Annotated in this window: 19 protein-coding genes and 2 pseudogenes; 8 read left to right on the forward strand and 13 right to left on the reverse strand. The window is 59.9% G+C overall.

Annotation, left to right across the window (positions count from 1 at the left end; translation table 11 throughout):
- Window positions 1-572, forward strand: a 572-nt coding sequence (locus tag JO226_RS22320; protein WP_296407586.1) for a hypothetical protein, incomplete at its 5' end; no start/stop codon positions are given.
- A gap of 23 nt (window positions 573-595) precedes the next feature.
- Here the strand turns inward: JO226_RS22320 and JO226_RS22325 are convergent.
- Window positions 596-2098, reverse strand: a complete 1503-nt coding sequence (locus JO226_RS22325; protein WP_296407588.1) for an MDR family MFS transporter — start codon at window positions 2096-2098, stop codon at window positions 596-598.
- A gap of 79 nt (window positions 2099-2177) precedes the next feature.
- On the opposite strand from JO226_RS22325, the gene JO226_RS22330 reads away from it, so the two are divergent.
- The gene (locus tag JO226_RS22330) at window positions 2178-2828 is read left to right on the forward strand and encodes a TetR/AcrR family transcriptional regulator (protein WP_296407590.1); all 651 of its coding nucleotides are present in this window, start codon (window positions 2178-2180) and stop codon (window positions 2826-2828) included.
- On the opposite strand, the pseudogene JO226_RS22335 reads toward JO226_RS22330, so the two are convergent.
- Window positions 2825-3043 (reverse strand): annotated as a pseudogene (locus JO226_RS22335) (GNAT family N-acetyltransferase); the annotation flags it as partial. The gene JO226_RS22330 and the pseudogene JO226_RS22335 sit on opposite strands and share 4 nt — an antisense overlap.
- Window positions 3044-3214: 171 nt before the next feature.
- Here JO226_RS22335 and murQ point away from each other — a divergent pair.
- The 4 genes from murQ to JO226_RS22355 all read left to right on the forward strand — a co-directional run bounded on the left by murQ (window position 3215) and on the right by JO226_RS22355 (window position 6923).
- Entirely contained in the window at window positions 3215-4117 is a 903-nt protein-coding gene (gene murQ / locus JO226_RS22340; protein WP_296407592.1) for an N-acetylmuramic acid 6-phosphate etherase, read from the forward strand.
- 26 nt (window positions 4118-4143) lie between these two features.
- Window positions 4144-5589 carry a PTS N-acetylmuramic acid transporter subunit IIBC gene (gene murP, locus JO226_RS22345; RefSeq protein ID WP_296407594.1) on the forward strand — a complete coding sequence of 482 codons (1446 nt, stop codon included), beginning with the start codon at window positions 4144-4146 and terminating at the stop codon, window positions 5587-5589.
- A 105-nt stretch (window positions 5590-5694) separates the two neighbouring features.
- Entirely contained in the window at window positions 5695-6600 is a 906-nt protein-coding gene (locus JO226_RS22350; protein WP_296407596.1) for an EamA family transporter, read from the forward strand.
- Between the two features lie 32 nt (window positions 6601-6632).
- Complete coding sequence (locus JO226_RS22355) at window positions 6633-6923, forward strand: YicS family protein (protein WP_296407599.1); 291 nt, start codon at window positions 6633-6635, stop codon at window positions 6921-6923.
- Between the two features lie 17 nt (window positions 6924-6940).
- On the opposite strand, the gene phnV is transcribed toward JO226_RS22355, so the two are convergent.
- The 5 genes from phnV to phnR form a co-directional block, all read right to left on the reverse strand.
- Entirely contained in the window at window positions 6941-7738 is a 798-nt protein-coding gene (phnV, locus tag JO226_RS22360) for a 2-aminoethylphosphonate ABC transport system, membrane component PhnV (RefSeq protein WP_296407670.1), read from the reverse strand.
- Entirely contained in the window at window positions 7738-8601 is an 864-nt protein-coding gene (phnU, locus tag JO226_RS22365) for a 2-aminoethylphosphonate ABC transporter permease subunit (RefSeq protein WP_296407601.1), read from the reverse strand. Before phnU ends, phnV begins: the two co-directional genes overlap by 1 nt.
- A gap of 1 nt (window position 8602) precedes the next feature.
- Complete coding sequence (gene phnT / locus JO226_RS22370; RefSeq protein WP_296407603.1) at window positions 8603-9712, reverse strand: 2-aminoethylphosphonate ABC transport system ATP-binding subunit PhnT; 1110 nt, start codon at window positions 9710-9712, stop codon at window positions 8603-8605.
- A 5-nt stretch (window positions 9713-9717) separates the two neighbouring features.
- Entirely contained in the window at window positions 9718-10731 is a 1014-nt protein-coding gene (gene phnS / locus JO226_RS22375; RefSeq protein WP_296407605.1) for a 2-aminoethylphosphonate ABC transporter substrate-binding protein, read from the reverse strand.
- Window positions 10732-10897: 166 nt separating this feature from the next.
- Window positions 10898-11617, reverse strand: a complete 720-nt coding sequence (gene phnR / locus JO226_RS22380) for a phosphonate utilization transcriptional regulator PhnR (RefSeq protein ID WP_296407607.1) — start codon at window positions 11615-11617, stop codon at window positions 10898-10900.
- Between the two features lie 143 nt (window positions 11618-11760).
- Here phnR and phnW point away from each other — a divergent pair, with 143 nt between their 5' ends.
- Window positions 11761-12864 carry a 2-aminoethylphosphonate--pyruvate transaminase gene (phnW, locus tag JO226_RS22385; RefSeq protein ID WP_296407609.1) on the forward strand — a complete coding sequence of 368 codons (1104 nt, stop codon included), beginning with the start codon at window positions 11761-11763 and terminating at the stop codon, window positions 12862-12864.
- Window positions 12865-12873: 9 nt separating this feature from the next.
- Window positions 12874-13683 carry a phosphonoacetaldehyde hydrolase gene (gene phnX / locus JO226_RS22390; RefSeq protein ID WP_296407611.1) on the forward strand — a complete coding sequence of 270 codons (810 nt, stop codon included), beginning with the start codon at window positions 12874-12876 and terminating at the stop codon, window positions 13681-13683.
- An 85-nt stretch (window positions 13684-13768) separates the two neighbouring features.
- On the opposite strand, the gene JO226_RS22395 is transcribed toward phnX, so the two are convergent.
- The 6 genes and pseudogenes from JO226_RS22395 to ilvN all read right to left on the reverse strand — a co-directional run bounded on the left by JO226_RS22395 (window position 13769) and on the right by ilvN (window position 19643).
- On the reverse strand, window positions 13769-14221 hold the full coding sequence (locus JO226_RS22395; RefSeq protein WP_296407613.1) for a DUF1198 domain-containing protein: 453 nt from the start codon (window positions 14219-14221) through the stop codon (window positions 13769-13771).
- 107 nt (window positions 14222-14328) lie between these two features.
- The gene (gene uhpT / locus JO226_RS22400) at window positions 14329-15720 is read right to left on the reverse strand and encodes a hexose-6-phosphate:phosphate antiporter (RefSeq protein ID WP_296407615.1); all 1392 of its coding nucleotides are present in this window, start codon (window positions 15718-15720) and stop codon (window positions 14329-14331) included.
- 133 nt (window positions 15721-15853) lie between these two features.
- A complete protein-coding gene (locus JO226_RS22405; RefSeq protein ID WP_296407617.1) occupies window positions 15854-17182 on the reverse strand; it encodes an MFS transporter in 1329 nt (442 codons plus the stop codon).
- Window positions 17178-18691, reverse strand: a pseudogene (gene uhpB, locus JO226_RS22410) (signal transduction histidine-protein kinase/phosphatase UhpB); the annotation flags it as partial. The pseudogene uhpB and the gene JO226_RS22405, both read right to left, overlap by 5 nt.
- Window positions 18688-19281, reverse strand: coding sequence for a transcriptional regulator UhpA (gene uhpA / locus JO226_RS22415; protein ID WP_296407619.1), 594 nt, complete (start codon window positions 19279-19281; stop codon window positions 18688-18690). The gene uhpA and the pseudogene uhpB, both read right to left, overlap by 4 nt.
- 74 nt (window positions 19282-19355) lie before the next feature.
- Window positions 19356-19643 (reverse strand): acetolactate synthase small subunit, encoded by a 288-nt coding sequence (gene ilvN, locus JO226_RS22420; RefSeq protein ID WP_296407621.1) that lies wholly within the window; start codon window positions 19641-19643, stop codon window positions 19356-19358.
- Window positions 19644-19646: the final 3 nt, after the last annotated feature.

Below are 19646 nucleotides of genomic sequence, written 5' to 3' on the forward strand. Positions count from 1 at the left end.
ACAACAACAACGACAACAACAACAACAACAACAACAACAACAACAACAACAACAACAACAACAACAACAACAACAACAACAACAACAACAACAACAACAACTACAACAACAACAACAACAACAACAACAACAACAACAACAACAACAACAATAATAACAACGGTTGTGGGTGTGGGCTGCTTATCGGTGGCTATTTCTGTTTTGAAAGTCAAGGCTGTGGTGGAGGTACTGTCATCATTAAGTCGACATTAGCCTTTATCGGCTCCGCGCCAAATTCTTCAAACAATTTATCAGTACATTTCAATGGGACAGCCACGGGCGAAGGGACAAACATCAACATTCCTACCCTTTATCTGCAAGGCCCTTTGCAAGGGACGTATAATGCTTATGACCTTATTGGTATTCCACTTTCACTGGAATTGTCGCTGAGTCCAGGCAACCCCGGCCGAGCTAAGTTAACCCTTCAGGAAGGGGGACGCGTGCTGGCGGTTCTGGATCATCCACCGCAATATGCCCCAAACATTGCTGGACAGTTCTCCGGCAGAGGGTTTGGCTCGTTCACATCGGCCTAATCCAAACGACTCTCGCCATCCCACTAATAATGCGCCTTCTTCAGCGGCGTCTCGCGCAGGAACCACGACAGCGCGAACGCCAGCACCATAATGCAGGCGGCCATCAGGAACGCGGCGTGGATCGCCGCGCCGAAGGCATCCAGATAATTGCCTCGCAGGGCGTCCGGCAGGTGGTGAATCGCCACCGGGTTCATCCCGTGCGGGATCTCGGCCCCTTCCGGCAGCAGGCGCGTCAGGTTTGACTGCAACACATGGGTAAATACTGCGCCAAACAGCGCCACGCCGATGGAGCCGCCAATCGAGCGGAACAGCGTAACCCCGGAAGTCGCCACCCCGTACATGTTCGCCGCCACTGAGTTCTGCACCGCCAGCACCAACACCTGCATCACCAGACCGAGCCCCATCCCCAGCACGCCGGTGAACAGGTACAGCTGCCAGGTCGGCGAATCGATCGTGATACGCGTCAGCAGCACCATCCCTATCACGCCAAGCAGCGTACCGGCGATGGGAAACAGGCGATACTTTCCGGTACGGCTGATAATGCGCCCACTGATAATCGAGGTCAGCAGCAGCCCCCCCATCAGCGGGATCAGCTGCAGCCCCGCCTGGGTCGGCGTCGCCCCTTTCACCACCTGCAGATACAGCGGCAGGAAAGTGACCGAACCAAAAAGCGACATACCGATAATCAGCCCGATCAGGCTGCACAGCAGAAAGCTGCGGTTGCGAAACAGCGACAGCGGGATAATCGGCTCCCACGCCAGCCGCTCTTCGTAGATAAACCCGGCAATCCCCACCAGGCCAAACGCCAGGATGCACCACAGCTGCGGGTCGCTCCACGGGCGCACCGTGCCGCCTTCCGTGGTGAAAAGGATAATGCACAGCAGGGCCATGCTCAGGTACACCGCGCCCAGCCAGTCTATCTCATGCTGGCGGCGCGTATTGCTGCTATGAAACACCGCGCCGATAACCAGCAGGGCGAAGATGCCGAGCGGCAGGTTGATATAAAAAATCCAGCGCCAGGAGGCGTGCTGCACGATAAAGCCGCCAATCAGCGGGCCAATCACCGTCGCGAGGCCAAAAACGCCGCCAAACAGTCCCTGGTAACGCCCACGTTCGGCAGGCGGGATCACGTCCGCCACCGCCGCCATGCTGATCACCATCAGGCCGCCGCCGCCCAGCCCTTGCAGGGCGCGCATGAGCACCAGTTGCGTCATGTTCTGCGCCATCCCGCACAGGGCGGAGCCGACGAGAAACAGTACAATGGAAATCTGTAGCACCTTCTTGCGGCCAAACAGGTCGCCAAATTTGCCGTACAACGGCACCACGATGGTCGAGGTCAGAATATAGGCCGTCACCACCCAGGAGAGCTTCTCCAGGCCGCCCAGTTCGCCGACAATCGTCGGCAGCGCCGTCGAGACAATGGTCTGATCGAGCGCCGACAGCAGCATCACCAGCAGCAGCGCGCTGAACAGCAGCCGAACGGAGCGAACGCTCGTCAACGGCGTCGTCATTGTGTGCGAATCCATAGCAGGCTCACTTGAAATTAATTAATTGCATAATTAATATTTGAGTAAGTTAGGGTTCAGGTCAAGAGACAGCCAACAGATGACAGCACAAAAGGACAATCGCCCCGCCCCGCGTCGACCGGGTCGGCCACGCGGCAAAACCGCGGGCACCGCCAACCGCGAGCAGCTGATGGACATCGCCCTGCAGCTGTTCTCCCGCCATGGCATTGCCAATATTTCGCTCAATGCGATCGCCAAAGAGGCGGGGGTAACGCCAGCAATGCTGCATTATTACTTCACCACCCGCGATGCGCTGGTCGACCAATTGCTGGAAGAGCGTTTTATGCCGCTGCGCAACCGCATCAGCACGGTGTTTACCGAGCACCCGGACGACCCGATCGCCGCCTTTACCCAGATGGTGCAGGTGCTGGCAGAGCTGGCGGAGCAGCACGCGTGGTTTGCGCCGCTGTGGATGCAGGAGATGATCGGTGAGATGCCGGTACTGCGCCAGCACATGCACGCCCGCTTCGGCGACGATAAATATCACAAGATGCTGAGCACCGTGGCGCACTGGCAGCAGGCGGGAAAGCTGAACCGCGAGCTGGCGCCGGAGCTGCTCGTCACCACGCTGATAAGCCTGGTGCTGGTGCCCTTCTCACGGATACGCAGCGATGAACGGCTGCACGCAGTGGCGCCGGAGACCATCGTGCGCCACGCCCTGGCGCTAATGCGCCAGGGGCTTGGGGGTTAAATGGTTTTGGTCAGATAGTGGCGCTGCATGCCCACCTGCGGGAAATCATCAAGCGTGGTCTTAAGCGTAAAGCCGTACTTCTCGTAGAACGGCCTGGCCTGAAAGCTGATGGTGTCCACCAGCACATGGCGGCAGCCGCAGGTGCGGGCATTTTCCTCGGCAGCGCGAATCAGCTGGCTGCCAAGCCCGTTGCCGCGTGCCTCCGTACTGACCCATCTCATGATGTTCTACACTATTGCACATCCTCTCCATACGACCAGTAATAATAAAAAATTCCTCACAATTGCAGTGATAACAGTGAACACGTAATCTTATCGTGACTATCTTCACATCAATGGAATAATTTATTCCTTATACTGATGGCATCTGATGACTACGAGGCAAGTATGAGTATCGACCTGAGTAAACTGCTGACCGAGCGTCGCAACACCAACAGCACCCACATTGACACCCTTTCCACCGAAGAGATGCTGGCGGTGATCAACCGTGAAGACCAGCAGGTGCCTCACGCCATCACCCCTTACCTGCCGCAGATTGCCCAACTCGTCGACAAGGTCGCCGCCGCGCTGCAAAACGGCGGTCGTCTGATTTATACCGGCGCAGGTACCTCCGGGCGTCTGGGTATTCTGGACGCCAGCGAATGTCCGCCCACCTTCGGCACCCGTCCGGAGCAGGTTGTCGGGCTGATTGCCGGGGGTCACAAGGCTATCTTAAGCGCCGTCGAACGCGTGGAAGATAACAAAACGCAGGGTGCGGAGGATCTGAAAGCCATCCACTTCAGCCAGCATGACGTACTGGTGGGTCTGGCGGCCAGCGGTCGCACGCCATACGTCATCGGCGCTATGGAGTACGCCAAAAGCCTGAACGCCTGCGTCGCCGTGGTGAGCTGCAACCCGCACAGCGAAATGGCGCAGATGGCGGATATCGCTATCACCCCGGCGGTAGGCCCGGAAGTGGTCACCGGCTCGACCCGTCTGAAAGCCGGCACCGCGCAAAAGCTGGTGCTGAATATGATAACCACCGGCGCGATGATCCGCATCGGCAAGGTTTACAGCAACCTGATGGTGGATGTCGAAGCGACTAACGCCAAGCTGATGGAGCGTCAGGTCTCCATTGTGATGGAAGCCACCGACTGCGACCGCCCGACGGCGCAAGCCGCGCTGGACGCCTGCAACCGCCACTGCAAAACGGCGATCGTCATGGTGATGGCGGGGTTAGATGCCGACGAGGCGAAAAACCTGCTTTCTCAACACCACGGATTTATTCGTCAGGCGCTCGCACAAGCCTGATCCCCTACACGCACAGGTAACGTTGAATGGCGAAAATAACGAAAGAGATGATAGCCCGGCTCCTGTCCCATGTGGGCGGCGCCGGAAACGTAGCGCAGGCGGGAAACTGCATGACCCGCCTGCGTCTGACGCTACACGATAATACGCTTACCGACGTTGCCGCCATCCGTCAGATTGACGGCGTCATGGGTGTTATCGTCAGTGACGAGCAGTTCCAGGTGGTGCTGGGCCTTGGCAAAGCGCAAATGGCGGCGGAAATGCTGAACCATATGCTGGAAAGCGAACCGCCTCTCGTTGCCACGCCGGGTCAGTCGCTGGCGGACGTGGCGGCCGCGAAAAAGCAGGAGCTCAAGGGTAAACAGACCAGCGGCGTACAGAAGTTTCTGTCGAAGTTCGCCACCATCTTTACCCCCCTCATTCCCGGGTTTATCGCCGTCGGTCTGCTGCTGGGCTTCGCCACGCTGGCGGAGCAGGCATTCGTGCTGGAAAATGCCCATCCGAATGCAGTGCTGGTCGAAATCATCGGTTATATGAAGGTGTTCAGTAAGGGGATGTTCACCTTCCTGAGCATCCTGATTGGCTATAACGCGCAGAAGGCGTTCGGCGGCTCCGGCGTCAACGGGGCGATCATCGCCGCGCTGTTCGTGCTGGGCTATAACCCGGACGCCACCGTCGGCTTCTACGCCGGTATTTCGAACTTCTTCGGTCACGGCATCGACCCGCGCGGCAACATCATCGGCGTGCTGATTGCGTCTATCCTCGGCGCCTGGGTCGAGCGCCGCGTGCGCAGCGTCATGCCCGCGAACCTCGATATGCTCCTGACCTCCGCCGTCACGCTGCTTATCATGGGCGCCGTCACCTTTATCGTGATCATGCCGATCGGCGGGTACCTGTTCACCGGTATGTCATGGCTGTTCCTGCACCTTAACGGCAACCCGTTCGGTTCGGCGGTGCTGGCGGGCCTGTTCCTGCTGGCGGTGATGTTCGGCGTTCATCAGGGGTTTGTGCCAGTCTATTTTGCGCTGATGGATGCGCAAGGCTTCAACTCGCTGTTTACCATCCTGGCGATGGCGGGCGCGGGGCAGGTCGGCGCAGCGCTGGCGCTCTACTTCCGCGCCAAAAAAGACGCGCTGCTGCGCACGCAGATCAAAGGGGCGATTATTCCGGGCCTGCTCGGGGTCGGCGAACCGTTGATTTACGGCGTCACGCTACCGCGCATGAAGCCGTTTATCACCGCCTGTCTCGGCGGCGCCTGCGGCGGGTTCTTTATCGGTCTGGTGGCCTGGATGGGGCTGCCGGTCGGGCTTAACACCGTGTTTGGCCCATCTGGTCTGGTGGCGCTGCCGCTGATGACCTCCAGTCACGGCATCTATGCCGGGATGGCGGTCTACGCCGCCGGGCTGTGCGTCGCCTATGTGTGCGGGTTTGTGCTGACCTGGTTGTTCGGCAGTAAAAATGTTGATTTAAGCTGATTCCCCATCCGCCTTGCAGTTCCCCTTGATGTCTGGAGGCCTCGGCCTCCTTTTTTCTTGCCTGTGCTATGATGCCTTCACACCAAAAACGCTGACGAGGATAAGATGGGCGCCACCAGAAAAGGGATGCTTAACGTATTGATCGCCGCCGTATTGTGGGGCAGTTCAGGGGTTTGCGCGCAGTACATTATGGCGCAAAGCCAGATGTCGTCGCCGTTTCTGACCATGGTGCGCCTGCTGTTCGCCGGGTTCATCCTGCTCACCCTCGCCTTCGTTCACGGCGATAAAATTTTCCGTATTCTGAAAAACCGCAAAGACGCCTTCAGCCTGCTGGTGTTTTCGCTGGTCGGCGCGCTGACCGTGCAGCTGACCTTTTTGCTGACCATTGAAAAATCCAACGCCGCCACCGCCACGGTTTTGCAGTTTCTGTCGCCGACCATCATCGTGGCATGGTTTGCGCTGGTGAAAAAAGCACGCCCGGGTCCGCTGGTGTTCGCCGCGATCCTCACATCGCTTATCGGCACCTTTTTGCTGGTGACCCACGGCAACCCGACCTCGCTGTCGGTGTCGGCTGCTGCGGTGTTTTGGGGGATTGCCTCCGCCTTTGCCGCTGCGTTTTATACCACCTATCCTTCAGCGCTTATCGCCCGCTACGGCACGTTGCCGATCGTCGGCTGGAGCATGCTGCTGGGCGGCGCGTTTCTGCTGCCGTTTTATGCCGGTAAGGGGACGACGTTTGTGGTGAATGGCAGCCTGGTGCTGGCATTTTTCTATCTGGTGGTGATCGGCACCTCGCTCACCTTCAGCCTGTACCTGAAGGGCGCGCAGATGATTGGCGGCCCAAAAGCCAGTATTCTGAGCTGTGCCGAACCGCTTAGCAGCGCCCTGCTTTCCGTGATATTACTGGGTGTTAGCTTTGCGCTGCCGGACTGGCTGGGCACGCTGCTGATCCTGTCGTCCGTGGTGCTGATTTCGCTGGATTCGCGCAAAAGGACGAAGCCCACGTTATAGTTGAGTCATTACATCTGAAGGGAGGTCATCTGATGAAATTCACATCCTTACTCTGTTTTGTCGCCCTGCTGAGCGTACCGGCGGCGTTTGCCAGTTCACCGCTACAAGGGCTGAAATTTGAGCAACAAAAACAGCAGGTGATAAAAGATATCAAAGCCGTCTGCAAACCAAAGACCCCCCTCAGCGACAATGATTTCGCCAACAAGGTGATCGCCTCAGAGGACAACAAACTCCACGTGCGCGAAGCCACCCTTGCGCTGGATCGCAATAACAAACAGGCTTACAAGGACGCAATAAGTAAAGTGAAATGCCCGGCGCAGTAACCGGGCACGAGAGCGGTTTAGCGCTGGCTTAACCGTCTGGCTATCCGCTCAAGTTTCATCATCAACAGCAGCGTGATCGCCACCAGCACAATGGTCAGCGCGGCGCCGTCGGCGATGTTGCCGCGATCGGTCAGGCTGAAAATCGCCACCGGCAGCGTCGTCCAGCCCGGCGGGTAAATCATCACCGTGGCGCCCAGTTCCCCCATCGACAACGACAGGCTGAGCGCCAGCGCGGAGAGCATCCACGGCATCAGCAGCGGCAGCGTAACATGGCGCAGTTTGTACCACGGCGAAGCGCCGAGGCTCGATGCGACGTTTTCAATATCGGCGGAAATGCGCGCCAGCCCCGTCGACACGTTGCTGAAGGTGAAGGCGGATATCAGCACAAAGTGCGCCGCCAGCACAATCCAGAACGTCCCGTTCATCTGTAGCGGTCCCTGGCTGAAGGCCACCAGAATCCCCAACCCGACCGACACCGACGGGATAGCGCTCGGCAGATAAAACGCCATCCCCAGATATTTTTGCGCCCGGGCGCTGTACTGACGTAGCGCCAGCGCCGCCCAGACGCCGCACAGCAGCGCGAACAGACTGGCGCAAAAACCGATAACCAGACTGGAGAACAGCGCATCCCAGGCCGCGCCGCGAAACGCATTCACAAAGTGCGCCAGCGTAAACCCGGTCGGCAGCACGCCGTTCCACTGCTGGCTCAGGCTGGACATCAAAATGACCGCCAGCGGCAGAAAGAAGAAGACGGTAAACAGCGTTGCCGCCAGCACGCCCGCGACGATACGCCCTTTAGAGGACCAGATTAACATCATGCATTCCTTACGCCGGTACGGGAAGCCGCCACGCGGTAGAGCAGGAACAATCCCAGCGACAGCAGGATATTGAGCAGCGCTATCATGCAGGCCACGCTGTAGTCAGACTCCAGAATCGCCTTGCTGTAGACCATCATCGGCAGCGTGTTGACGCCCTTGGCGCCGATAAACAGCACAATGCCGAACTCATTGGTGGTGAGCAGCAGGCACAGGCTGCCGCCCGCCAGCAGCGCAGGCAGCGCCGCCGGAAAGATAACCTGCGCCATCACCCGCCACGGATGCGCGCCGAGAATGCTGGCAGCCTCCAGTTGGCTTTTGTCGATTTGCCGCAGCGCCGCCATCAGCGGGCGCATCACCAGCGGCGTAAACACGGTGATTTCAGCAAGGATCACACCCTGTATCGAGTAGAGAAAATCCACCGGCGGCAGTTCGACGCCGAACCAGGCCATCAGCGAGCCGTTAAGCAGCCCCGCCGAACCGTAGATAAAGGTGAAGGCGAGGGTGATTAAAAACGTCGGCAGCGCAATGAAGGTATCGATCACCCGCCCCATCAGGCCACTGCCGGGGAAAGGGATGAACACCAGAATCAGCGCCAGTACGCTGCCCAGCACCAGGCAGCCCAGGGTCGCGAACACAGCAATCTGCAGGGTATTGAGCAGCGCGCCGCTAAAACGGCGGGATTCCACCACCTGCCAGAAGGTATCGAGGCTCCAGTGGCCGCGGGTGTCACGCAGCGCCTGCTCAACAATCAACAGCAGCGGATAGAAAAACAGCGTCGCCAGCACCAGCAGCGGCAGCGCCACCCACAGGCCGCGACGCGCCTGCGCCGCCGGGCGTTCCAGCGTCAGTATCATCGACATGTCACACCTCTATCAGCACGGCGTCGTTAGGTTCGAAATAGAGCGCCAGCCGGTCGCCCGCGCGCGGCAGTGGGTTAACCTGCGTGAGCACGATACGCACGCTTTCACCGGCGACATCGCACAGCAGATGGGTTAAATCTCCCTGCCAGTGTACGGAGGTCAGCACCGCGTTCAGGCGGTTGCTCTGCGCCGAGCGCGGCGTCAGGCTCATATGCTGCGGGCGAATGCACAGCAGCTTGTTATGACCGTGATGCGCCCCCTGACTCCAGGCATTCACCAGCGTTCCGCCGCAGCTGACGTTGACAACACCCGCAGCCGGAGACGCGTTCAGCGCGGTCGCGGCGAGAATATTGGCGCGCCCGAGAAACTCGGCGGCGAAACGGTTCGGCGGATGGTGGTAGAGCGCATGGGTTTCGCCATGGGCAATCAACGAGCCGTCCTTCATGATGCCGATTTTATCGGCGAGGGTCAGGGCTTCGGTCTGATCGTGGGTCACATAGAGAATGGTCAGCTCGGGAAGTTCGCGGTGCAGGCGGGCAATCTCCTCGACCATCGAATGGCGAATTTGCGCATCCAGCGCCGACAGCGGCTCATCGAGCAGCAGCACCCGCGGACGAACGGCGATGGCGCGGGCGATCGCCACGCGCTGCTGCTGGCCGCCGGAAAGCTGATGCGGATAGCGGGTGGCGTAATCCGACATGCCGACAATCTTCAACGCCTCAGCGACCCGTTCGGCAATCAGCGCGTTGGGCTGCTTTTGCGCCCGCAGGCCGAAGGCGACGTTATCCTCCACCTTCATATGCGGAAACAGGGCGTAGTTTTGCACCACCATGCCCAGACCGCGCTTGTAGGGCGGCAGGTGGGTGACGTCCGTGTCGCCAATCAAAATACGTCCGCCAGCCGGTTGTACGAACCCCGCAATGGCGCGCAGCACCGTGGTTTTCCCCGAGCCGGAAGGGCCAATCAGCGCCAGCACTTCACCGGGCTCGATGGTCAATGACAGCGGCTTGAGCACCACATTGCCATGGTAGGAGACGCGCAGTGAATCCAGGGTAATCCCGGAAGTTCCCGCGCGCACGCCGGGCTGGAAGGTCGTATTTTTCATCAACATCACGCTTACTCGCTGTCGGTCACTTTATGCCAGCGGGCAATATCTGCCTGCAGAGAAACCGCAACGTCATCCCAGTTCGGCGTCCAGCTTTTCACACCGTCCAGCGCGGCTTTTGCCGCCTGATAATTGGCATCCGTCGGCGTCACGTCGCTACGCACCGGCATCCCCCAGGAGAGGGCGCTGACGCTGCTCTGCGCCTCTTTCGCCAGCAGGAAGTTGATGAGCTTCTTGCCGTTTTCGCTCTGCGGCCCGCCCTGGACCAGACCAATCACGTACGGCAGCGCCAGCGCGCTGCGTTCGCCGTTGGCGTCCGCAGGCCAGAAAATTTTCACATTCGGGTTGCGAGCCATCTGCGACAGGTTCATCTGCAGATCGCCGTTGGCAACGTACAGTTCGCCTTTGTTGACCAGCGCCGTCAGCTTACCGGTGGAGGCGGAAGGCCCGACATTGTTGGCCTGCAACTTGCCGAGATAGTCAAAACCGGCGTCCTTGCCGCCAAAGCTGTGGAACACCTGCAGCATCACCGCCGTACCGTCGCCAGCCTGCCCCGGGGTGGAATACTGCAGCTTGTTCTTAAAGCGGCCGTCGAGCAGTTCCTGCCAGGTCGCTGGCGCGGCCTTCAGCGCCTTGTCGTTGTAGATGAAGCTCAGGTAGTTGTTCACCAGCGGCGCGTAGCGGCCGGTCGTGCCCGCAATCTGCGCGGCGGATTCGGGTTTGAACTCGGCCAACAGCTTTTCCGCTGCCGCACGCTGAATGAACGGCGGCACCGTCACCAGCACGTCGGCCTGCGGGTTGCTGCGCTCTTTAGCCAGACGCTCGACGATCGCGCCAGAGCCGCCCTCAACGTACTGTACTTTGATGCCCGTGGCTTTGGTAAAGGCGTTAAACTGGTTCTGATACCAGCTGTTGTCGCCGTCGTGCAGACCGTCGGCGGAATATACCGTCACTACGCCATCCGCCCAGACGGGGCTGCTTACCAGCGCGATCGCAGACAACAGAGCAAGTCGGGTGAGTTTCATCGTGTTAGCCTCATGGAGTTGATAAACATTCTGGTCTACACCAGATTTGTTTTCACGCTAACCGGAGTTTGTGACAGAAAGATGAAAGAAATGCGTCGAAGCTGTGTTTTAGCGAAGGGCGGGGAAGAGTCGCCGCCCGGCGAGGGTGCCGGGCAAAGCTGAGGATTTAGTGGGTGTCGACTTCAATGCGCAGGCTGTCGTGGCGCCAGTATTCGGTATCGAAATCGAGAATACGCCCGTGCTGATCGTAGTTGAGACGACGCAGCAACAGCGCCGGACGCCCCTCCATCACCCCCAGTGCTTCAGCGGCCTGCGGCGGCATTGAGGTGGGGTAAAACGTCAGATGCATACTGGTATAGATCAGCCCGTAATGGGTCTGATAAATCTCCGTCAGGCTGCCGTTGAGATCGTGGCGCAGCAGCTCCGGCACGCGGGCGGGCAGGCAGTGGTTTTCGCAGTAGCACACCGCGCGGCCATCGGCATAGCGCAAGCGGGTCAACAGGTAGATTTGGTCGAACGGCTGTAGCGCCAGCGGGGCCATCACGTCCAGCGGCACGGTGGTGACGCGTCCGTCCAGCAGTACCGTTTTCGGCTCGCGCCCCTGCTCCACGCACAGCTTATGGAAGTTGGTGTTCTGGGTCGGGTCCAGCCACAGCCGCTCCGGCGTCACGAACCAGCCGCGGCGGTCTGCACGGTAGATAACGCCGCTGGCTTCCAGCATCGCCAGGCTCTCGCGTACGGTCACGCGGGTGGTGTTAAAAATGGCGCACAGCTCGCGCTCGGACGGCAGTTTATCGCCGCTTTTCAGCGCGCCGTTCTGAATGCGCGCCTGCAACTGCGCTTTGATCAACAGGTACTGCGGTAACTCGCCAGCGGGTGATTTCATGGTGTTTCGCTATGGTTTTTGTTGCCGCTCATTATACACCGGCAGATGAATTTTTTGTTGCAGCCGCAGATTCCCTTTGACCTTCACGCGCCCTTTTCTTCATGATACTCGCAAATCTGGTATAGACCAAAAAGGTGAAACCCATGACTTCGCGTAACTATCTGCTTCTGACCCCCGGCCCATTAACCACGTCTCGCACCGTGAAAGAGGCCATGCTGTTCGACAGCTGCACCTGGGACGACGACTACAACCTCGGCGTGGTACAGGCCCTTCGCCAGCAGTTGGTTGCGCTCGCCACGCCGCTGCCTGGCTACACCTCGGTGCTGCTACAAGGCAGCGGCAGCTACGCGGTGGAAGCGGTGCTCGGCTCCGTGATCGGCCAGCAGGGTAAGGTGCTGATCGTCAGCAACGGCGCCTACGGCGCGCGAATGATTGAAATGGCCGCGCTGATGGGCGTGGCGCATCACGCCTATGACTGCGGCGAGGTGACGCGCCCGGATGCGCAGGCCATTGAGACCCTCCTCCGGCAGGACAGCGCCATTACCCATATCGCGATGGTGCACTGTGAAACCACCACCGGCATGCTTAACCCCATCGCCGATGTCGCCGAACTGGCCCGCCGCTACCAGAAGCAGTACATCGTGGATGCGATGAGCAGCTTTGGCGGCATCCCGCTGGACGTGGCGGCGCTGAATATCGATTTCCTGATAAGCTCCGCCAACAAATGCATTCAGGGAGTGCCGGGTTTTGCCTTTGTGATTGCCCGCCAGTCGGCGCTGGAAGCCTGCAAAGGCCGCTCGCGCTCCCTGTCGCTCGACCTGTACGCCCAGTGGCGCTGCATGGAAGATAACCACGGCAAATGGCGTTTTACCTCGCCGACGCACACCGTGCTGGCCTTCGCCCAGGCGCTGAAAGAGCTGGCCGACGAGGGCGGCGTGGCGGCGCGTTATCAGCGCTACAGCAATAACCAGCGTCGCCTGGTGGCAGGGATGCGCGCGCTCGGTTTTCAGCCGCTGCTCGAGGATGCGCTGCATTCGCCGATCATCACCGCCTTCTACTCGCCGCAGGCACCGCAGTACCGCTTTAACACGTTCTATCAGCACCTGAAAGATCAGGGCTTTGTTATCTATCCGGGGAAAGTGTCGCAGAGCGACTGCTTCCGCATCGGGAATATCGGCGAAGTGTACGACGCCGATATCACCGCCCTGCTCACCGCCATTGAACGCGCCATGTACTGGAAACAGTAAGGAACCACGATGAACCGTATCACTGCCGTCATTCTCGACTGGGCTGGCACCACCGTTGATTTTGGCTCTTTCGCGCCAACGCAGATTTTTGTGGAGGCCTTCCGCCGGGCCTTTGATATTGAGATTACGCTGGCGGAAGCCCGCGTGCCGATGGGGCTTGGCAAATGGCAGCATATCGAAGCGCTGGGTAAACTGCCGTCCGTGAACAGCCGCTGGCAGGCCCGATTCGGCCGAGGGATGACGCCTGCGGATATTGATGCCATCTACGCGGCCTTTATGCCGCTACAGATTGCCAAAGTCGTCGATTTTTCCGCGCCAATCGCCGGTGTTGTCGACACGATCGCCGCACTGCGCGCCGAGGGGCTGAAAATTGGCTCCTGCTCCGGTTACCCACGCCCGGTGATGGAAAAACTGGTCCCTGCCGCCGCGGCTCAGGGTTACACCCCGGATTACTGGGTCGCGACTGACGACCTTGCCGCCGGTGGCCGCCCCGGCCCGTGGATGGCGCTGCAAAACGTTATTGCGCTCGGTATTGATACGGTATCGCACTGCGTGAAAGTCGATGATGCGGTGCCGGGTATTGAGGAAGGGCTGCGCGCCGGGATGTGGAGCGTGGGGCTGGCGGTGTCCGGCAACGAATTCGGCGCAACCTGGGAAGAGTACCAGGCGATGTCGGCCCAGGAGGTCGCCGCCCGCCGCGAGCAGGCGGCCGGGAAGCTGTATGCCGCTGGCGCGCACTATGTCATTGATACGCTGGCGAGTCTACCTGACGTGATTGCGCAGATTAACGCCCGCCTGGCGCAGGGCGAAAGGCCGTAGCCGGTACGCCCTGCGATATTGTATCGCCGGGCTTACGCTATCTTCGTTGCCGTTAGCAACGCCGTCCCCTCGCTCCGCGTTTTCATCAGTGCAGATAAAACACGCCGTCTTCCGGCATAAAGAGCTGGTTGTAGCGCAGCTGGAAGGCGTTAAGCTCCTGTCGCTCCGGCTCCAGTTCACGCATAAAGCCAAGCGCCAGGCGAAGCTGCGCATCGGTGATGGGCGTCGCCAGACGGGCTTTGCGTAGCAGGCGATACCAGGTCTGCAGGTTCTCTTCGCTGCTATCGACGATGCACACCTGCCAGATCAGCAACACCTGCGCCGCGTTTTGCAGATGGGCCTCTTCAGGACGCTCAAGATAGCGGATAAACTCGTTGCCCGCCGTTTTACCAAACTGGTCGATCATCGATTCCACCGGCATCGCGGTGATGCCAAGGCGCTCGCTCAGACGACGAATGGCGCGGCGGGAATCGGACGTCAGGATACGAAACCCGACAACAAAAACCACGGCAAGCGTTGCCAGCATTATCCAGACCATGCGTTCTCCTAAATTCAGGTGCCTCATGATATCGGGAAACGAGGTATTGTCGACAGCGGGCATAAAAAAGCCCGGCATCACACCGGGCAAAACGGTGACCAGAATCCTCAGGCCGTTCGCAGTTGTTGCAGGCGTTTTTCGCGACGGATTTTGCGTTCTTCCAGCACGGCGACCATCGCCATCAGGACGATACAGCCGATGGCGGCAGCATCCAGCGCGGCGAAGGTGCCCGCCCAGCCGGTGAGACCAAAGACCGGCGTGCCGTCGGCAATCATCCCCAGACCCAGCTTGGCGAAGCTGTCGCCGATAAGATAGGCGAAGGTGCCTTTAATACCATCGGCAGCGCCGATCGCTTTTTTCGGGACGAAACCGACTGCGGCCACGCCGATCAGCAGCTGCGGACCAAACACCAGGAAGCCCAGCGCAAACAGGGACGCGAGGTAGACATACTGGTTGCTGGCATGCTGATAGACGCCCAGGGTGGCGATAATCAGCGCCAGCGCGACGCAGGCCACCAGCGCGCGACGTCCATTGGCGAGGTCAGAGAGCCAGCCCCACAGCAGGGTGCCGACCAGCGCGCCCACTTCAAACAGGGTAAAGCCCTGAATCGCCACCTCTTTAGAGAGCTTCAGCTCCTGGAAGGCATACACGGTAGACCACTGGTCGATACCGATACGCACCACGTACAGGAAGATGTTGGAAAAGCACAGCAGCCAGATCACTTTGTTTTTCAGCACGTACTCCACAAAAATCTGCCATTTGGTCATCGCGTTTTCTTCGGTCTCTTTATCCTCTTCGCTGATCTCCTCGCTGAACAGCTCTTCGGCTTTACCGAGGCCGTAGGATTCCGGGGAGTCGCTGCCAAAACGCAGGCCGATAAAGCCGACAATCAGGGCGATAATCGACGGGAAGATAAACATGCCGATCACGTGGCCGTCGAACAGGACGTTCGCGCCGAACAGCGCCACGCCTGCCGCACCCGCGCCGCCGAGGTTGTGGGAGATGTTCCACATGCCGAGGTACGACCCACGCTTACGGCGCGGCGTCCACTTGGTGATGGTCGAATAGCTGCACGAACCGCCGGTGCTCTGGAAGAAGCCGCTCAGCGCGTAGAAAGCGATCATCAAAAACAGGCTAACAGAACCTGAGCCCATGCTGGCGCTGAAGCCAAGCATGCAGATGGCGGAGAGGATCAGCATAAACGGCAGGAATTGCTTAGTGTTTTTGCCGTCCGCGTAATAAGAGACCAGCGTTTTGCCCACGCCATAGGTAATGGAGAAGCCCAGACCAATCATCCCCAGCTGCGTCATGCTCAGCCCGTAGGTCGAGATCATGTCGTTCTGCGCGATGTTGAAGTTCTTGCGGATCAGGTACATGGTCAGGTAGCCAATAAAGACCACCAGATAAGACTGCATGAACGGTTTGAACCACATCTTGCGCCGCACGTCGAGCGGCAGATCCAGGGTCGGCTTGCGCACCTGGTTTAAGAAGGCCAGCATGATTGGGTTGCTCCTGAACTGATTGTTGCAGGTATTGTAAAAATCAGCCGTCCAACTGGCCTGAGACAGCGTCCAGGCAAAACCGGGAAAATGTCTTAGTTTTGCCCGCTTTGATAAGAAAAAGTGAGGTGTATCACGCTTCCGTGGCGCTTCGCGGCGTCTGAGCGCTTAAAAACGGCAGCAACAACAGCGCGGAAATCCCGGCGGCGGTGGCGATCACGGCGAAAAAACCGCTCCAGTGCCAGATGTCGATCACCCTCGCCAGCGGCCAGCCGGAGAGCGACGCGCCGAGATAGGCAAACAGCCCGACAAAGCCCGTTGCCGCGCCCGCCGCCTCTTTGTGCGAGCATTCCGCCGCCGCCATGCCGATCAGCATCTGCGGACCAAAGACGAAGAAGCCGGTGGTGAAGAAACAGGCCGCCTGCATCACATAGCTGGCAAACGGCATCAGCCACAGGGAACCCACGGAGAGCAAAATCCCGGCGGCGAAGATCAGGTTCATCGGCCCGCGGTTGCCGTTAAACAGCTTATCCGAGCCCCAGCCCGCCACCAGTGCGCCGATAAACCCGCCCAGCTCGAACATGGTGACTGCCGAGTTGGCGGTCACCAGATCCACGCCGAGGGTCTCCGACATGTACAGATTCCCCCAGTCGTTGATCGCCGCACGCACGATGTAGACCAGCACGTAGCACAGCGACAGTAGCCAGATATACGGATTCAGCAGCACGTATCTGGTGAGGATCTCTTTGCGGGTCAGCCCGGCGCCCTCCTGCTGCTGGGCGATGTCCAGCGCGTCGCGCCGCCAGTCGCCCACCGGCGGCAGGCCGACGGTTTGCGGGCGGTCGCGCAGACGCCAGCAGAGAAACAGCCCAGCGATAATCGCTAAGCCTCCGGCGATCATCATCCCCACACGCCAGCCGTAGTGCAGCGCCGCTGCGCCCACCACCATCGGGATCAGCGCCCCGCCGACGTTATGCGCCGTGTTCCACACCGCCCACCAGCCTCCGCGCTCGTTGCGCGAATACCATGCGGTGAGCAGGCGGGTGCACACCGGCGCGCCCCAGCCCTGGAAAAAGGCGTTCAGCGCCCACAGCAGGGCAAAGGCCCACAGCGAGGTGGAGAAACCAAACAGGATATTCACCCCCCCCGTCGCCATCAGCCCGACCCCCATAAAGTAACGGGCGTTGGAGCGGTCGCTGACGATACCGGAGAAAAACTTCGACAGGCCGTAGGTGATGTAAAACAGCGTCGCCAGCAGGCCGATATCGGTGCGCGTCATCACCCCGCTGGCGAGAATTTCCGGCGCGGCGGCGTTAAAGCTTTTGCGGGTGAAGTAAAACAGCGCATAGCCAAGCCAGATAGTGATCAAAATATGGCGACGCCAGTAGCGGTAGCGGGCATCGATGTCGGCGTTGTCCTTGAGGGGGGCGACGTTTGCCGGTGTTTGCAAAAACCTGAACATGGTGAGTCCTTATGCGTAACGCAGCGGCAGGCTGACGCTAACGCGGGTGCCGTACGTGCAGGAAATCGTCAGCGTGCCGCCGAGCGCCGTGACGCGTTCGCGCATCCCCGCCAGACCAAACCCCTGCTGACCGGAACCCGGCGGCAGGCCGCAGCCGTCGTCTTCAATCACCAGCATCAGCCGGTCGCTCTGTTGCCAGCCCTGCAACGTGACCGCGCTGGCATCGGCATGTTTGACGATATTGTTCAGCCCCTCCTGACAGACGCGAAACAGCGTAACGCGCTGACCTTCGCTGAGCGGTGTTTCGTCGATGCGCCAGTCAAGATGGCTGACGATGCCGCGGCTCTCCAGCTCCATCTCGCGCATCATCGAGCGTACCGCCTGCTCAAGAGAGAGGTCGTCCAACTGGCGCGGACGCAGACGTCCCAGCAGGCGGCGCACCGCGTCATACACGCCAAGAGAGAGCTGTTCGATATGCGCGCCGCTCTGCTTCACGCCGACATTTTCCGGCGCCAGGCGCTGCACAATCCCCGCTTGGGTGCGAATGGCGGTGATGGTCTGACCGATATCGTCGTGCAGCTCGCGCGCCACGTCGCGCCGCACGCTCTCCTCGGTTTCCAGCAGACGCTCCGCCAGGCGGTGGTTGCGCGCCAGCTCGGTTTGCAGCGACTGGTTCAACTCACGCAAGCGCTGGATACCGGCGCCGAGTAGCAGCCCGGTCAGACTCTGGGCCAGCAGGGAGAGCAGTAAATCGACCGGATGATCGTGCCAGGTCTGGCTGGCGATCAGCGCAATGGCGTTCATCAGGGTCGCGATCAGCGCCCCCTGCCAGCCGTAGTGCCAGGCGAGCGCGATAATCGGCAACGCCAGGCAAAACGGCGTAAAGCGGGAAAGTTCGGCGGGCAACCCCAGTTGCAGCCACAAGCTCACCACAAACAGCAGCAGGTACCAGATAAGGTGCCGGGCGCGCCAGTTTACCGGCTGGGAGACCAGCGCAGGCCCCAGCGGTTGCCAGACGGTGCTGGTGAGGTAATGCCAGATAACCAGACAAGTCGGCGCCAGCGTCAATCCGCCAGTGAGCGTCAGCAGCAGGGCGTTCAGCGTTTCCTGCTGCCCCAGCCACGGCAACGACTGCAGTAGCGCAGCGGCGATCAGCGCCGCCCCCTGGTGGAGCAGCGTGCGCCAGTCGCGCTGATGACGATAGCGGGAGGTGAGCGCCACCGGCAGCAGGGTGAGCACGCCACCGGTCATCAGCAACGGCAGATGCGCCAGCGCCACTTCCTGCGCCAACCAGACCAGCATCAGCCACTCAGCCCCCAGCAGCACCGGCCAGTAGCCGCGCGGACATTGCAGCATCAACCCCAGGCGCAGGCCGAACGGGAATAGCAGTACCGCCAGCTCCGGGCGTTCGACCAGATGCAGGCTGATGCTCCACAGACAAAACCAGGCGGCAGAGAAGATAAAAAAGCTGGCAACAACGGCGATCAACCGGGAAAAGAAGGGGCTCATTGCCAGTTATCGAACATGCGGCGCGCCAGCTCGACGTCGTTGCTGACACCGAGTTTTTCCATCAGGTTGGCGCGGTGGACGTGCACCGTTTTCGGCGACAGCCCGAGCTCGGCGGCGATTTCTTTCACCGCCATCCCCTGGGCGAGCTTTTCCGCCACCTGACGTTCGCGGCGGGTCAGTGGGTCCTGACGCCCTGTCGCCAGCTTAATGGCGATATCCGGCGTCAGGTAGCAGCCGCCGGTCGCAACGGTGCGTACGGCGGCGATCAGCTCATCGGGGCTGCAGCGTTTAGAGAGAAACCCGCGCGCCCCGGCGTTCAGCGCCTGTTCCACCAGCGCCGGGCTGTCGTGGACCGACAGCATGATCGTCGCCATCCCTTTCGGCAACTGGTTCAGCAGTTCTAACCCGGAGAGGTCCGGCATCGAGATATCGCAAATACAGACCTGCACCCCACGCCCCGGCAGCCCGGTAAGCGCCTCGCGGCCGGAACCGAATTCGGCCACCACCTGAAAATCAGGCTCCAGACTCAGCAGCTGGGCGAATCCGGAGCGGACGATAAGGTGGTCGTCGATAAGGGCGATAGTGGTCATGGCGCGTTCCTGGCGGGTAAAAAAAACGCGCCTACCTTAACGATAAGCGCGTGGGTGTTCAAGCTATGAGCGATTTATTCGAAAAACACCGCGATTTTGTTAAACATCGTGGGATCGGACTGGTTGCGCGCCACCCGGGTGACATCTTCCAGTTTGTCTATCTGCGCCATCATCTGCTCAAGGCGCTGATCGTCGTTCACCAGTAGCCAGATACGGCTGTGGTCGCTGCCCTGAATCGGTAAACAAAGAATACCTTCGACGTTGAAGGCGCGACGGGCGAAGAGCCCGCAGACGTGGGTCATTACGCCAGGATGGTTGCGGACGGTGAGTTCCAGAATAACGTTATCGTGTTGTTTTTGCATGGC

The sequence above is a fragment of the Pluralibacter sp. genome (assembly GCF_019237635.1).
In the GTDB taxonomy this organism is placed as follows: domain Bacteria; phylum Pseudomonadota; class Gammaproteobacteria; order Enterobacterales; family Enterobacteriaceae; genus Enterobacter_B.